The sequence below is a fragment of the Secundilactobacillus silagincola genome (assembly GCF_002583405.1).
Classification (GTDB): Bacteria; Bacillota; Bacilli; order Lactobacillales; family Lactobacillaceae; genus Secundilactobacillus; species Secundilactobacillus silagincola.
Window position 1 is genome coordinate 1 of record NZ_BCMJ01000008.1, and the last position, 15,048, is coordinate 15,048.

Below are 15,048 nucleotides of genomic sequence, written 5' to 3' on the forward strand. Positions count from 1 at the left end.
TAGCGAAATTGACTTCGCAAATTACATTTGATATCAACCGAAATTGATATACCCTGCACATTTGTGAAACAAAACTTTGTTCAGTTTTCAAAGGTCTACTTCTTTACTCGACTTAATTAGTATAACCAAGTTGTAAATCAATGTCAACGATTTTTTGAATCTTTATTCATTCACATCAACGACTCAATTATGATACCAATTGCCGAATGTTAGAACGATTGAATATTAAATGTCTGAATATAAATTCAAATAATTAATAATGTGTTCTTTAACAACAGGTAAAATAATACCAGCTATTGGCGACAGGGTCAAGCACAAATAATAAAATATCCAAATTATTTTGCAACAAACTCTTTTAGAGCTTCCTGAGCCCATGCCTGTCTTCTCTTTTGAATAGGCTTAAATCCCTCATGAACATTACGACTTGTCCAATAATGCCGGTGTCGATTCTCATTCTGTGGTGCTACCGGTGCAAGGGGCACCTGAGTTTCTTCCAAACATCTCAACGATAGCGAAATTTTGCCAGTGAATTCATCAATATCTAAGACAACAACATCAATCTCATCACCAACTGATAAGTAATCATGGATATCTTTGACAAAGCCATAATGGCATTCAGAAATATGAATCAACCCTTGAACATCATTGCCAAGATTAACAAACGCACCATAGGGTTGAATGCCAGTAACCGTACCATGTACGTGATCACCTATACGCATTACTAAAACCTCTTTTCTACATATAGTATACAAAAAGCTTGAGGCTAACCTGCCCCAAGCCCTATTATCAGTCCAGCCTAATCTTCGATGGAGACAGATTCAATCACGATATCTTCCAAAGGTTTGTCAGACTCATCCGTTTTCACCGTAGCCATTTGATCAACGACATCCATGCCATCGACTACCTGACCAAAAACAGTATGTCTAAAATCAAGCCAAGGTGTACCGCCATTCTGGTAAGCGGTCACGATCTCTTCTGGAAAATGAGCATCCTTCATCTGCTGTGTCAGCTGCTGAGACATATGCTGATTCTGAACAATAAAGAACTGACTGCCATTAGTATTAGGACCACTGTTAGCCATTGAAACTGCGCCACGAAGATTATAAAGTTCCTTTGAAAACTCATCTTCGAACGGTTCATCCCAAATGCTTGAGCCACCCATACCTGTACCTGTTGGGTCACCGCCCTGAACCATAAAATCGTTAATTACACGGTGGAAAATAACTTCATCATAATATTTTTTCTTGGCAAGTGTCACAAAATTTTCCACTGCTTTAGGTGCTTGCTCTGGGAACAATTGAATCACGACATCACCCATTGACGTATGGATGGTTGCCCGGGGGCCTTCAGCCTTATCGGGTTGTAACTGTGGATAGTTCACATTTATACCTCCAAGTTTTCTTTCATATCTATTATCCATGAAATAAGACGAAAAGCAAGCCTCAGACACTGGATAGTATCGGGCTTGCTCCCGTCTAAACCGGTTATTGAGTCATAAGGAATTGTAACACAATCCCAGTACTATTACAGATAACTACCCTAAATAAGTTGTTCAAAGCGCCCTAATTAAGCACATCTAAAGTTATGATTCACTTAAATCCGTCAGATGGGCTTTTACAAGCACGAATTCTCTGATACAATATCAGCAACTTACATGTGAAAGGAAACATTCTAAATTATGGGCCAATTGATTGATTTTGTGCTCCACATTGACAGCCACATGATCACTATTGTAAACACATTCGGTGGCTGGTCGTATGGCATACTTTTTCTCATTATCTTTGTTGAAACCGGAGTTGTAATTCTACCATTCTTACCTGGTGATTCTCTCCTCTTCGCAGCTGCTGCCTTAGCAGCTAATCCTGACTACCATCTCAGTATCGTTGCATTCACAGCCATCTTCCTAGTGGCTTCCATCGGTGGTGATTCATCGAACTTCTTTATTGGGCGTCGCGCGGGTATTGCAATTACACATCACCCATTCTTCAGCCGATTCATTAAAGAAGAAAATTTAACTTCAGCCAGAAAATTCTTTGAAAAACATGGTAAAATTGCTATCTTCTTAGCTCGCTTCATGCCAATCATCCGTACCTTTGTCCCGTTTGTGGCTGCAACCTCAGACTACAAATACCGTTCATTCTTACGCTATAACATTCCTGCCTGCATTTGCTGGGTACTGTTATGTTGCGGTGGTGGCTACTTCTTCGGTAATATCGATTTTGTTAAAGCCCACTTCTCGCTGGTTGTCATCGGCATCATCGTCGTTTCAATGATTCCAGCATTTGTTGGCCTACTTAAGAGTCGTGGTCAAGTCAGCAAAGATTAACAAATAAAAAACTCTAGTCGGTTATCAAACCGCACTAGAGTTTTTTTATTTGCCTAGAAAGCTACGTCTACCCCGCCAGACCCCCCACAGCATGATTAGTTCAAACAAGCCAAACGCTAATAAGAAACACTGCGAAAAGAAGCTTTCAGGTAAAACGAGGATCACCGGGTCAAACCGGGGATCAAATAACCAATCAGAATTACGGAACAGCACTTTGTGAAAATCAATAAAAAACTGGTTAAAGTTGACCAACATCAGCAGTGCTGCTAACACTGGTACAACAGCTGCTATCTGAAATGGCCGGATCAGCTTCCAGAGCATTTTCTTCACGGACAATGACCGTAAGAAGTGAATTGCTGGCCATATGGTCACAATCAGTACGCCATTATTCAATAAAAACAAGTGTTTAACATCAATAAAATGTTGCAATCCACTAGGGGAAGTTGGAAAGTCCATCATATCCAGCCTGGTAATCCAGGGTAACTGCAAATATCCCAGTAACTGTAAATAATTTTGAACAATTCGACCCGTGGATACTTGAACAATTTTTGATAGATGCCCTAATTTAACGTTCAGCCAATAAAGCCACACACTATTGATCGTCAAGAATATAACCAGCGAAATAATCGCTAAAAAAAGGGCTATCCATTCAAGTGTCACTTTTAATCTTGTTTTAAGCATCCTCAACCGACCATTCATCTAAATTATTGATTTCGTACGTGGGTGCGATCTTTTGCTGTGCTACCTGCTCGCGTGTAGATAAGCCAGTGTACACCAACAACGTATCCATACCGAAGCGAATACCCGCAGTAATGTCAGTCTTGTAGTTATCACCAACCATCACAACCTGCGATTTTTTTAAGCCAATCTTTTTCAAAGCATTTGCCATGATAATCGTTTCCGGCTTGCCAATATAAATCGGTCGCTGCTGAGTTGTGTAGGCTACCATCTCAACCAACGACCCTGCGCCAGGCAGCATTCCCCGTTCGTTTGGAATGTTAGAATCCGGATTGGTCCCAATAAACTTAGCCCCAGCACGAATGGCCAACGTTGCAATTTCAAACTTATGGTAAGTCACATCTGAGTCTAGACCCACGACCACAAAATCCGGCTGTCGTTCGCTCAGCTCAAATCCCTTATCCAAAAAGGCCTGAATAAGCCCAATTTCGCCAATAATATAAACCTTATTTTGCCCTGCTTTGGCAATTCCAGCAACGTAGTCAGCAGTGGCTAAACCGGCCGTATAGACGTTGTCTGGCTGAACATGAATATCGTGATTAGTTGCTAAATTGTCGACCACGTCAACGGGTAATTTGGTGGTGTTATTAGTCACAAATAAAAAATCCTTATCCGCTGCTTGTAACCGTTCAACAAATCGCTTTGCGGCGGGAATTCGACGTTTACCAGCGTAAACCGTTCCGTCGAGATCGATAAAGTAACCATCATAATGTTTTTGCATGAAACCCTAGTCCTCTTTTTCTCGAATTGTGAATTTGCGGTGCTGACTGTGTCCAACCGTCTTGATAGCGCCATGCCGTTGACTGACAGGCGTCTTCTTGATGGGTTTAACTTTTTCCACCGTATAGGCCTTTTGCTGTCCATTATTTGATCGACTTGGCCGCTTGGTGTGTTGTCGTCGGGTTGCGTTTGGCCGTTCAGACTTATTTTCAGTCTGCTGTACATTCTTTGCCCGGTTAGCGTTACGATTGCGGTTTTGCTGTTTACCACTATTAGTTTGATTTTTATTAGTTTGGTTCTTATTAGCCTGATTTCTATTCGAACGATGGCTACTTTCGCGAGGCTTAGAACTGCGCTTAGGTGTTACCACCTTGGCATCGGCATTATGCATAACAAAATAAGGGCAGCCTGTATTGCAGGCTTCGTCCAGATAATCTTGCAGCGCGCTAATCTTCAGCTCGCCAGCCACGTTTCGCTTATCATCATAAAAACCGCGTAAACGTAACTGACCAAAACCCCAGTCGCCAACTAAATAATCGTATCGAGAAAAATACGTGTTAAACCGGTCACTCAATTCAACCCGGTCAAAAGCATCGCGGTAGTTTACTACCAGCTCATAAGGGTGCTCATTGATCTGGTAATGCGTTTCATCAACAGCTACGATAACGCCACCCGGTTCTCTACTGGCACGTGCGTCATCAATTAAAGTTTGCATTGATTTCTTATCCATGGTCATCCTCCTTTCTAATCGGATATTGTTTAGCGAGATAGTCGCCATAAACTGTTCTTAAAAGCTTACCATATAAAATTTCATTTTGCCCAACAATTGAAATTGTGGGGAAAAACGGAATGAAGAGGTAGTGGTCTGGCATGGCCACGGTATAAGTGCGCAACGGTGACAACGGCTCACCACGAAAAAGAACCGAACCATCATGATCATTGTAGGTAATCCCGGAATAATTCAGTGCACCGAACACCTTACCGCGAAAACCCATTCCCTTAATTGGGAAACGCAACAAAAAACGCCGATTCTTCTCCATTTCTTGGATCAGCCGCCACAGGTTATCCCCACTTAAGGTCACCCTCATCACGTGCATAGCGTGCGGTAACATCTGATGCAGATGATTTCGAGAAATAATTCCTGCAGGCAAGTCTTGCAAGAACAAGCCGCCATTTAAGATAGCAGCATCCGTCCCCGCGTAATCTTCCAACGCAGCTAATCCTTCACTGATCAGCCGTGAATGTCCCTGCCAATTCTTTTCCATCTTTACCGGTAAATCAGCCACTTTCTGCGCGCCTAACAGTTGTTCACCGTGATTTTCGTAACCTTCGATTTCTTGTCGGTCACTTGTGGCTGCCTGAAGATTAGCCGTTTGCACGACTGAAGCCGACGACTTTACAATCTGATGATTGGACAATTCCAACTGAATCGTACCAACATACTCACCATATTTTCCAGCCGCTCCCAGTAAAGCTGATTGATCATGCTCACCGTGTGGCAGTAAATGATGCGTATGCGCACCTAAAATCACGTCAATATCAGGAAAACGTTTAGCAATGGCACGATCCACATCCAGCCCAAGGTGTGACAGTAAAATGGTGCAGTCATACTGGCCTTTAAATCGCTTCAGCAAATATGGCAGCATCCGCTCCACCGAAATGGGTTCCCAACCCAGCAAAGGATATGTCAGCGTATAGGGAGCAGTTAATCCTAATACTAGTACTCTGGTCCCCGCCTTTGTCTTGATCACTTTTCCGGGCAACGCCCACTTAGGTTGCATAATCTTCGGTGCGTTCAGTAAATTACCCAAAATAATGTCAAAATTGGCGTGGTCGTACAAATGTACCAGTTGTTCTTTAGAATTACCTAAACCTTCATTGTTGCCAATTGTCACACCATCATAATGAATCTGATTCATCAGGGTAACGTTAAACTGACCATCAGTCGCTTCCGTTAACGGATGTGCGCGATCCATTGCATCACCAATATCAAAAGTCAGTACTTGATTGCCAGCTGCTTCGTAGCGCTGCCGTTCTTCAAGTAAATAACGACGAATCTTAGGCCAATTTTCAAAGTGCGAATGCAGGTCGTTAGTGTGTAAAATTGTAATTTTCTCAGTCATACCCCACTCCTCTGCCAATCTTATCTTCTTTTCTGAAAATCGTTATATTTACCGGCGACCATTTCTTCAATCTCAGCCATGGAAAATGGCGTTCCAAACGGTGGCTTTTCCTTTAAGTAATCCGTTTCAGGGGTATCAACACCAACGTTGATATCCTCTTTAATATTGACTGAATAATGATGAATATGACCGTGTAAATTAATGATCTGCTTAACGATGCCCATCATCATCGGATAATGCGTCATATAATACTGCCGATGATTAACTTTGATAATGGCGCCAACATCGTGAAATTCAAATTTAGGTTTACCACCGTAAGTATAATTATGCTGAGCCAAATATTTAAACAATGCACGATTATCGTGATTGCCTTTAATGAGCACCAAATGGCCATTTAACTGATTCAGAACATCCAAAATAGCGGCCTCAGCTGCCCGTTCTGGTCGAATGAAGTACAACGCGATATCGCCTAGGTGATACACCGTATCTTCCGGTGTTACCCGAGCATTCCAATGATCAATAATCGTCTGATTCATTTCTGCTACCGATTTAAATGGCCTTGGCGCAAAATCTGAATTACCGAGTAAGTCTTTATGAAAAAAATGCGTATCTGCGGTGAAATACAGTTGCACGCTGACCCCTTCTTTGTTCAAAATGATTTTAATTTTAAAAAAACACCATGCTTTAAGTCTACCATGTTACCCCTCGGATAGGAAAGTAACTAAGTTGAATCTGCCAGCTGAAATGTGAAACGTAGCCACAAAAAAACCGGAACTCCAAGTCCCGGTTTTAAACCTATTTCAAACGGTGCGACTTATCTGCTTCTGCTCGATTGATTCCACTCTTAAACAGCCAGAGGGCAAAGAGCCAAATCACGGAGCCAATCAGAGCAACCAATGTTTCAAACCTAAACATTAGAACGACTGCAACCATGATCAGAAACAGCAACACGAAATAGTCTGAATACGGTGCAAACGGCATTTTAAAGCTGACTTCTTTTTGCTTTCCAGCAGTAGCTTCCCGCTTATATTTAATATGAGCTAGAATAATGGAACCCCAGATGAACAGGAAACAAGTCGTGGCGATACTGGAAATCAAGGTGAATACCTTACCAGGAATAAAGAAGTTCAGTAATACCACAACAGCAATGATTACTGCCGAAAAGAGCATTGCGTTAACGGGTACTTGCGCTTTTGACCGTTTAGTTAACCGTTTTGACAACTTGGTTTTACCACCATACGAAAGTGAAAATAACATTCGTCCGGTCGTAAACAAAGCACTGTTACATGCTGAAGCCGCAGCAGTTAGCACCACAAAGTTAATAATTGCGGCCGCCGATTTGATTCCAATTGCCGCAAAAACTTCCACGAAGGGACTCTGATTTGGTGAAATATAGTGCCAAGGATAAATACACATCAAGGCCATCAAGGAACCTAAATAAAACAAGATCACTCGCATAGGAATTTCATTAATCGCTTTAGGAATAATAATTTTCGGATCATTAGTTTCAGATGCGGTCATCCCAACCATTTCAATACCAATAAAACCAAATAAAACCATCTGAAATGATAGGAAGAACCCTTTCGCACCGTGGGCAAAGAAACTGCCACGCGCTAAATTCATCACTGAAGCATGGCCTACAGGTGTTTTAAATTGAATCACCACTAAAACAACGCCAACTGCAATCAACGCAATAATCGCTGCCACCTTCACGATTGCAAACCAAAATTCAGTTTCTCCAAAAGCTTCCACGGTGACGGCATTAATCAAAACTAGGATCAGTAAAAACGTTAAACCGGTCACCCACTGCGGCAAGTGTGGAAACCAAAATTTCATGTATAGCCCTGATGCAGTTAAGTCAGCCATGGCAATGCTCAACCAACAGACCCAATAAGTCCAACCGGCGATAAAGCTCCAGCGTTCACCAAGATATTTTCTAATAAAATCAATGAAAGAATGGGCACTTAAATCAGTTAATAAAAGCTCACCAAGTGCTCGCATGAGTAAAAAGCACGCGATACCGGCAATTAAATACGCCAATAAAATTGAAGGTCCTGTTAAATGAATTGATTGTCCGGCACCTAGAAATAGCCCAGTACCAATCGTACCGCCCAAAGCAATCATTTGAACGTGACGATTTTTTAAACCTCTTGACTGCTGTTTGACGGGTTGTGTTTTTGCCATAATACTCTCATCACTCCTTCATAGAAGTTCATTATACACGTGAAAAGTATTGGTTTGTTGACGAATCAACTCAAAAACCAGAATTATGGCAATTATTACCCCACGTATTCGCGGTATTATCCTTATTATCGCCTTGATGATGTTTCTTCACTTATAGGTGAACAAAATGCACGTTTATGACTTATGGTTGAAGAAAAGTGAAACATCTTGATTTTTCAATGCGACAAAAAGGACTCGATTCAAATAAATCGAGTCCTTTTTTGCAAAATCAATGAGCTTTATTTAGTTAAACGTTCAACGTCACGAACGATCATCAATTCCTCATCAGTAGGAATCAACAACGTCTTAACCGTTGCATCCGCTGTTGATAAATCACGTTCAACACCGCGAATATGATTCTTTTCAGGATCAACTGCAATGCCAAAGTAGCTTAATTTATCCGCAACTTCTTGGCGAATTGGAATATCGTTTTCACCAACACCGGCCGTAAAGACAATAGCATCAACACCGTTCATCTCAGCGATGTATTGACCAATGTAACGAACGATCCGGTTGATGTACATGTCACGAGCTAAGTGAGCTTTGTCGTTGTGATCCTGAACCTTTTCCAAGTCACGCATGTCAGCTGAGTATTCTGAAACACCCAGTAAACCTGACTTTTTGTTCAAGATGTTGATCATGTCGTTAGGATCCTTAATGTTTAATTTCTCCATTAAGAAGGTTACCAATGAAACATCAATATCTCCTGAACGAGTAGCCATCATGATACCAGCTAAAGGCGTGAAGCCCATAGAAGTATCAAAAGACTTGCCGTTCTTAACAGCTGTAATCGAAGCACCAGCACCAATATGCAAGGTGATCAACTTCAAGTCTTCTAGAGGCTTACCTAACATGTCAGCAGCGCGGCTGGCAACGTAACGGTGACTAGTCCCATGGGCGCCGTACTTACGAGCACCATACTTTTCGTAGTATTCGTAAGGAATCGCGTACATGTAGTTAGTCTTTGGCATCGTGGTATGGAATGATGTATCAAATACCGCCACGTTAGGAACATCTGGTAAAATCTTTCTGAATGCCCGAATACCCATAGCTTCAGATGGGTTGTGCAATGGTGCGTATTCAGCTAGATCTTCAATCTTCTTCAAAACGTCATCGTCCACTAAGACTGAATCCGTGAAGAATTCACCACCAGCAACGACCCGGTGACCAACACCGGTAATTTCGTTATAGTTAGCAATGATCTTTAATTCGATCAATTTATCAAGCATCAAGTTGATAGCTTGTTCGTGATCATCAACGTCTTGGACGTTTTCAAACTTCTTCCCATCACCGTATTTGATGGTAACGATTGAATCCTTCAAACCGATTCGTTCAATCACACCACTGGTGATGACCTTTTCTGATGGTACTTCGAATAATTTAAACTTTAATGTTGAGCTTCCTGCATTGACGGCAAGTGTTTTTCCCATGTGATAATCTCCTTATGTTAACGCTTTAGTAAATCATTAAGTTCCCAATCAACCATTTCTGCAATGAACTTTGAAAATGCGGTTTGATCTTTAAATGACGGAAATTCGCCGATCATTACCTTATCAGCTTGCTTGACATCCTTACCATGCCGCTGCAACAGCATAATTGATTTTGCTGATTGCTGAGCAGTAAAGAGATCCTTTGGCAAGGCCAACAATCCTTGCAGATAAGCAGCATCTTGAAGCCACGATAAAAGACCCTTAGATTCTGTGGTTGAAAACAACTGACTCGGAACTAAAAAGACACCATAGCCACCCGGCTTTACATAGCGCATTGCTTGTTCCAACAGTAGATGATGGACGAAGGAATGGCCTGACTGGGCATGTGTCTTAAAATTTGTTACCTTTTCATCGAGTGGATAATAACCAATCGGCAAATCAGACACGACCAAATCAGCCTCTGGAATCTGCAATTCGCCCAGTGCGTCTTGGTGCATCAACGTCACTGAAGCATGCTGTAAAGTCGTACTAATATCGGCCACTGACAGTAGTGATTCGTCGTTGTCGATTCCAATTGCGGCAACCTTTTCATGGGTCGCATCTTTCAACTGATTAATAATCGTCGTCAATAAATTGGCGGTGCCAACGGCTGGATCAAGGATCGTCAGTTGGTTTTGCTTTTCAACCAGCCGAATGACTAAATAACCCATGACCATCCCGATACTATCAGGGGTCATTTGATGATTACCCTGAATGTCATCTTCACGCATGGCCTTCAACATTGATAACTGAATGCCCTGACGTACCGTTTCTGGATTCAGTTGACCGCGATCAACAGAGTCATAAAGACCCTGAAGCTGCTGCACAACCTTATCGTCCGGTCGACCGTCTTCGACCTGAACGTGTCCGTCAATCAGATTATCACCAGATTCAATAAAGGCGTCTAAATACGACGTCGAGAGCGCATCTTTCAGTAACTCACTCGATTCATCGAGCACTTTAAAAAACGCCTCTGTTTCTTTAATAGCCAGAATTGTCAACCTCCTGTCCTATTGGTTTTTCCGCACAAATATAAGTTTACAAATATTCGTCCGTTAATTCAAGCGAACAGAAGAAATTTAACTGCGTCTTCAGTTATTTAGCTCGTAATTGCTGTTCATAATACTGAATTAAAATATGATAGGCTTCCGCTTGATGCTGATAACCTTGTAACTGGAAGAGTAAAATACCACTCAAAAAAATTAAAAACAGCAAAGCAAGAATGGTAACGAATCCCTGGCGACTATTCATCATGTTCTCCAATGGCAGTGGTTGCCGAAAAATGTTGCAATTTGGTATTGACCTCGATTTTTAAGTGACGATGGTCGACCCCGAGCTGATAATCGGTCATCCCTGTGAAAAGTGGCATATATCCCCCCTTATCCGTCGTCAAGATAAGATTGTCATCATGCCCCCTCAACAAATAAGCGCGTTCCTTATTCGTATGAGGTTCAAGATGTGCTTCATACGAATTAACCTTGTCTAAAGTAAACCGGTACTGATTGCCTTCCAATTCTCCCAGCATATGGTACCAAGCCAATTGCTCATCATGTTTTTGCTGAGAACGCACTGCTAACATTTGAAAGCCGAATTGCAAGCTTAATAGGGCTAATGCCGTTACTACCAATGCGATTAGCGTTTCAATCAATGTAAAGCCAGCTTTCATTTCATCACCCGTTTTTCTTGCTTTAACTGAGCCTCATATTGATGTCGCAACTGTTGAACACGCTCCTGCCGCTGCTCCAATTGGTTTTCCATGGTTGTTTGAGCCTGAACGTAAAGAATCAACCCAGCACTAATCAATACTAATCCCATTAAAGCATCACTCAGGACAAACGCCCGCTTATGCTTTTTCGCGATCAACATGATAGACCCCCCAACCCATTTGAATCACTAGCCGGTAAATCCGCTGATCAATATCCGATTTAAAGATGACCGTTCGTGGTGAAGTGGTCCCGTCAGAACGAATCGATAACTTTTCAGACTGGTCCGGATGTATGCTTCTCGGTAGTGCCAACGATTTCTCTTTTTGTGCCGTTCGAAAAACGATTGGTGACCCCTTTTCAATACTAATATCAGTGCTACGACCATGGTATTGAGCCTCATAAAGCGCCTGCTTCCAATAACCATCAAAGCTTTCCCAGAACGCGCGCTCGGTTTGCAATGACGACCGGGAAAATCGCTGGCTACCAACCATAACGAGGACCAAAATACTGCTCACAATTAGTAAGGTTATCAGCATCTCAATCATTGTGAACCCTTCACGAACCGGCTTTAACTTCGTCGCCATTGATTTTGATCCCCTCTTTAACCGCGATTTTAACTTGCTTATCGGTTAGGTAACCAGCTTTTTGCAACTCATCCAAGCTCGCTGTCTTCTTTTCGGTTGTGTCTAGATAGGTGTCCAATTGGGTCTGAACCACAGTCGTCATTGCGCCAGTGTGAACCGTGTTCGCCCGGTTCTTTTGGTGGCTAATATTAGGAACGATGATTAAGATAAGCAGGCCTATGATAAAAAGTACGATTGTCATTTCAATTAAAGTAAAGCCCTTCTTTTTTCGCTGCATTATAGTCCTCCAATGGTATGGTACATGGGCAAGAATAAGCTGGCATAAGCACCAATGATAACTCCGCCAATCAAAATAAATGATAATGGCTGAATCCAGGTCATCATGACTTCTAAACGATTAGTAAGCCGCTGATAATAAAGTTCGGTCAGTGCGGTGAGTTCTTTAACCAACTCTGCCTGTGGTTTACCGCTTTGAAATAGTAACTGCAGTTCGTTTGGTAAGAAATGAAATTGCATTAAGACTTCAGAAAGTGGTAAACCAGCAGCTAGCGCAGTTTCTAATTTACCGCCTAGCTGATATAAAAGCGTCGTCGTCTTAGCTTTACGAAGTGTCAGTAAAATCTCTTGAAATCCCAGTCCACCCTGAAACATAATCGTCAGAGTTGCCAGAAAATAATACCCATAATAGCCTTTAACAATTGGTCCAAGGATTGGTAGCCGGGCGGTTTGTTCCACCCGTTTTAAGATGGGCTGTTGTTTGATTGCTTGGTATGCACAGAAAAGAAGCAGTATCACCGGCAAGATCACAATACCCCACCACCAGTTTGTCGGATGCGCCTGATCAGAAGCTGCTAGCGCCTCAATTTGAGGTAGGATAACTAACTTCATCCCGGTGATGATGATCACTAATACGACTGCCAAGATCAGTGGGTACTGCAGCAACCGTTTAATTTTTTGATGACGCTGATGAGCTGTCTGCAGTAAACGACTTACCTGCCCCAAACTCCGTGTTAACTGACCATGTTCTTCCGCCAGACGCAACTGCAACCCGATTTGATCATCCACGAAGGGTTCAAAGGTTTGACTCACGGTATAGCCGGCATGGAGGTGTTCGTTGATCCAACGTAAATCGGCCATTTGCGGTTTATACAAGACTTCACAAAACCGAATTGCGTGTCTAACAGAAAAGCCCACCCGTAATAGGTCACTGATTGTTTGAAAAATTTTGGCCTGAGTACTGATTGACCAAGGTTTAACCTGCTTTAAATCGTCGATAGACTGCTGTGGAAATTTGGTCGTTATCTCTTGCATGTCTTAGATTCTCCTCCCACTGAGGTGTCATTGCGGTGGTTTGCTCCCATTTATCTACTGGGCCACTAGCGAGATCAAGTAGCGCGCTCATTTCACCAGTATTAGTCGGTAATAGCCGTTGATAAGCCACACCCACCACTGCCTGAGTAATGGCCGCTGAATCGATTCCTAACTGTCTCAAACGCGTAACGATGCCCTTGGCTGTCTGGGCATGGACGCTGCTTAACACTAGGTGACCGCTTAATGCAGCGTCAATCGCAGCTTGAGCCGTTTCATGATCCCGAATCTCGCCGATGATCAATACCTCTGGTCGGTGTCTTAACGCCACTTTGATCAAGGCCTGATAACTCATATCGGCTGCCGGATTTACCTGTAACTGCAAGAAATCCGGTGCGACGATTTCAGTGGGATCTTCAACTGAAAGCACAGACAGTGATTCACTCAACTTTTTGGCTAAATGGTAGATCGTACTGGTTTTCCCTGAACCTGTGGGACCAGCAAATAGTAGCAATCCCCGCAACAAACTCCATTCGTGTAAGGTTGCCAACTGTTCTGGCATTAAGTAGGCTAAGCGCTGCTCTTCCAGAGGAAGTAACAGCCGAATCACAAGTGACTCTTGATTGATAAAATTACCGACACTGGATAATCTTAAATGAACCGTTTGACCAGCTACCGTCAGGGTTAATGCTCCTAACTGCGGTCGCCTAGTTTCAGTGATTGCCATGTTTGCTCGGTACTTAAAGTGAGCAATCAATTGCTGACCCTCATTAATTGTTAATTCTCTGACCAACGACAACCCATTACCCTGATGTTCAAACACCTTATAAGTATCATGAACGGGTTGAATGTAGAGATCTGAACTACCGGATGCAACTGCAGCGCTCAACAGCGTTTGGCCTAATTGTTCTATCATTGCTTTTATCCTCCTGTGCCTAACTACGCTGATTGCATAACAGTAGTTTGGTGAGAGAACAAAAAAAGCCGTCCCTTTTACAGGAACGACTTTTTAAGCAGTTTAATTATTCAACGCCTTCAGGCAACGTAGCTGCTTCATAAACATCAGAAACATCATCGTTTGCTTCAAGTTCATCAATTAAACCTTGGTATTGAGAAACTTTATCTTCAGGAACTTCAGTAGTGTTCTCTGGGAACATCCGAACTTCTGCAGTATCCAAGTTGTACTTTTCCTGCAGGGCATCACGAGCTGCAGTCAAACTCGATGGATCTGTGAAGATTTCAAATTGATCATCGCTGGTCTTCATGTCATCCGCACCAGCGTCAAGTGCATCCATCAAAACCGTATCTTCATCGGCATCTAGGCCATCACGTAAGATAACGATGTAGCCCTTACGATCAAACATATAAGAAACTGAACCAGCAGCACCTAAGGCTCCACCATGATGTGTAAAGGCGGAACGAACAGCGGCGGCAGTTCGGTTCTTGTTATCGGTCAAAGCGGCCACCATGATAGCAGTCCCACCAGGACCGTAGCCTTCATAAGTGATTTCTTCGAACTTGGCACCGCCAACACCAGATGCCTTATCGATAGCACGTTGAACGTTATCCTTAGGCATGTTAGCAGCACGAGCCTTATCCATCACCAAACGAAGTTGAGGGTTGTTTGCTGGATCAGGATCACCTGCTTTAGCGGCTTGATATAAGTCACGTGAGATTTTTTGGAAAATTTTTCCACGCTTAGCATCTTGGGCGTTTTTACGTCCTTGGATGTTATGCCATTTTGAATGTCCTGACATTTCACGACTCCTCTTTTCTTATAATATATTCGTTTACACAGACCTTATTATAATATCACGCGGTGAATTTCAATACAACCTGTCTGCAATGAAA

At 42.5% G+C, this 15,048-nt stretch carries 19 protein-coding genes; 1 reads left to right on the forward strand and 18 read right to left on the reverse strand.

What is annotated here, in order from left to right:
- Nucleotides 1–335: 335 nt before the first annotated feature.
- Both CES82_RS09220 and CES82_RS09225 read right to left on the reverse strand, forming a co-directional pair.
- The gene (locus CES82_RS09220; protein ID WP_098825640.1) at nt 336–719 is read right to left on the reverse strand and encodes a CvfD/Ygs/GSP13 family RNA-binding post-transcriptional regulator; all 384 of its coding nucleotides are present in this window, start codon (nt 717–719) and stop codon (nt 336–338) included.
- Between the two features lie 77 nt (nt 720–796).
- The gene (locus tag CES82_RS09225) at nt 797–1,381 is read right to left on the reverse strand and encodes a peptidylprolyl isomerase (RefSeq protein WP_098825642.1); all 585 of its coding nucleotides are present in this window, start codon (nt 1,379–1,381) and stop codon (nt 797–799) included.
- Between the two features lie 297 nt (nt 1,382–1,678).
- Between CES82_RS09225 and CES82_RS09230 the strand changes: the two genes are divergently transcribed.
- Nucleotides 1,679–2,326, forward strand: a complete 648-nt coding sequence (locus CES82_RS09230) for a VTT domain-containing protein (RefSeq protein ID WP_098825644.1) — start codon at nt 1,679–1,681, stop codon at nt 2,324–2,326.
- A gap of 45 nt (nt 2,327–2,371) precedes the next feature.
- Here the strand turns inward: CES82_RS09230 and CES82_RS09235 are convergent, their stop codons facing one another.
- The 16 genes from CES82_RS09235 to CES82_RS09305 all read right to left on the reverse strand — a co-directional run bounded on the left by CES82_RS09235 (nt 2,372) and on the right by CES82_RS09305 (nt 14,954).
- Nucleotides 2,372–3,007, reverse strand: a complete 636-nt coding sequence (locus CES82_RS09235; RefSeq protein WP_098825646.1) for a TIGR01906 family membrane protein — start codon at nt 3,005–3,007, stop codon at nt 2,372–2,374.
- A complete protein-coding gene (locus tag CES82_RS09240) occupies nt 3,000–3,785 on the reverse strand; it encodes a TIGR01457 family HAD-type hydrolase (RefSeq protein ID WP_098825648.1) in 786 nt (261 codons plus the stop codon). The genes CES82_RS09235 and CES82_RS09240 overlap by 8 nt, the downstream gene beginning before the upstream one ends.
- A 6-nt stretch (nt 3,786–3,791) precedes the next feature.
- On the reverse strand, nt 3,792–4,514 hold the full coding sequence (locus CES82_RS09245; RefSeq protein ID WP_180245716.1) for a YutD family protein: 723 nt from the start codon (nt 4,512–4,514) through the stop codon (nt 3,792–3,794).
- Nucleotides 4,507–5,907 (reverse strand): bifunctional metallophosphatase/5'-nucleotidase, encoded by a 1,401-nt coding sequence (locus CES82_RS09250; protein ID WP_098825652.1) that lies wholly within the window; start codon nt 5,905–5,907, stop codon nt 4,507–4,509. The genes CES82_RS09245 and CES82_RS09250 overlap by 8 nt, the downstream gene beginning before the upstream one ends.
- A 20-nt stretch (nt 5,908–5,927) precedes the next feature.
- Nucleotides 5,928–6,560 carry a metallophosphoesterase gene (locus tag CES82_RS09255; RefSeq protein WP_225364885.1) on the reverse strand — a complete coding sequence of 211 codons (633 nt, stop codon included), beginning with the start codon at nt 6,558–6,560 and terminating at the stop codon, nt 5,928–5,930.
- Between the two features lie 142 nt (nt 6,561–6,702).
- Nucleotides 6,703–8,091, reverse strand: a complete 1,389-nt coding sequence (locus CES82_RS09260) for an amino acid permease (RefSeq protein WP_098825654.1) — start codon at nt 8,089–8,091, stop codon at nt 6,703–6,705.
- Between the two features lie 278 nt (nt 8,092–8,369).
- Nucleotides 8,370–9,560 (reverse strand): acetate kinase, encoded by a 1,191-nt coding sequence (locus tag CES82_RS09265; RefSeq protein WP_098825656.1) that lies wholly within the window; start codon nt 9,558–9,560, stop codon nt 8,370–8,372.
- Between the two features lie 17 nt (nt 9,561–9,577).
- The gene (locus CES82_RS09270) at nt 9,578–10,600 is read right to left on the reverse strand and encodes a class I SAM-dependent methyltransferase (RefSeq protein ID WP_225364886.1); all 1,023 of its coding nucleotides are present in this window, start codon (nt 10,598–10,600) and stop codon (nt 9,578–9,580) included.
- 94 nt (nt 10,601–10,694) lie between these two features.
- Entirely contained in the window at nt 10,695–10,853 is a 159-nt protein-coding gene (locus CES82_RS12505; RefSeq protein WP_180245717.1) for a hypothetical protein, read from the reverse strand.
- Complete coding sequence (locus tag CES82_RS09275; protein WP_098825658.1) at nt 10,843–11,265, reverse strand: prepilin-type N-terminal cleavage/methylation domain-containing protein; 423 nt, start codon at nt 11,263–11,265, stop codon at nt 10,843–10,845. Before CES82_RS09275 ends, CES82_RS12505 begins: the two co-directional genes overlap by 11 nt.
- Nucleotides 11,262–11,465 (reverse strand): hypothetical protein, encoded by a 204-nt coding sequence (locus tag CES82_RS09280; protein WP_098825660.1) that lies wholly within the window; start codon nt 11,463–11,465, stop codon nt 11,262–11,264. Before CES82_RS09280 ends, CES82_RS09275 begins: the two co-directional genes overlap by 4 nt.
- A complete protein-coding gene (locus tag CES82_RS09285; RefSeq protein ID WP_098825662.1) occupies nt 11,443–11,889 on the reverse strand; it encodes a type II secretion system protein in 447 nt (148 codons plus the stop codon). Before CES82_RS09285 ends, CES82_RS09280 begins: the two co-directional genes overlap by 23 nt.
- A complete protein-coding gene (gene comGC, locus CES82_RS09290; protein WP_098825664.1) occupies nt 11,861–12,166 on the reverse strand; it encodes a competence type IV pilus major pilin ComGC in 306 nt (101 codons plus the stop codon). The genes CES82_RS09285 and comGC overlap by 29 nt, the downstream gene beginning before the upstream one ends.
- Nucleotides 12,166–13,200, reverse strand: a complete 1,035-nt coding sequence (locus CES82_RS09295) for a type II secretion system F family protein (RefSeq protein ID WP_098825666.1) — start codon at nt 13,198–13,200, stop codon at nt 12,166–12,168. The genes comGC and CES82_RS09295 overlap by 1 nt, the downstream gene beginning before the upstream one ends.
- Nucleotides 13,142–14,113, reverse strand: a complete 972-nt coding sequence (comGA, locus tag CES82_RS09300; protein ID WP_098825668.1) for a competence type IV pilus ATPase ComGA — start codon at nt 14,111–14,113, stop codon at nt 13,142–13,144. Before comGA ends, CES82_RS09295 begins: the two co-directional genes overlap by 59 nt.
- Before the next feature lie 106 nt (nt 14,114–14,219).
- Complete coding sequence (locus tag CES82_RS09305; protein WP_098825670.1) at nt 14,220–14,954, reverse strand: YebC/PmpR family DNA-binding transcriptional regulator; 735 nt, start codon at nt 14,952–14,954, stop codon at nt 14,220–14,222.
- Nucleotides 14,955–15,048 lie beyond the last annotated feature (94 nt).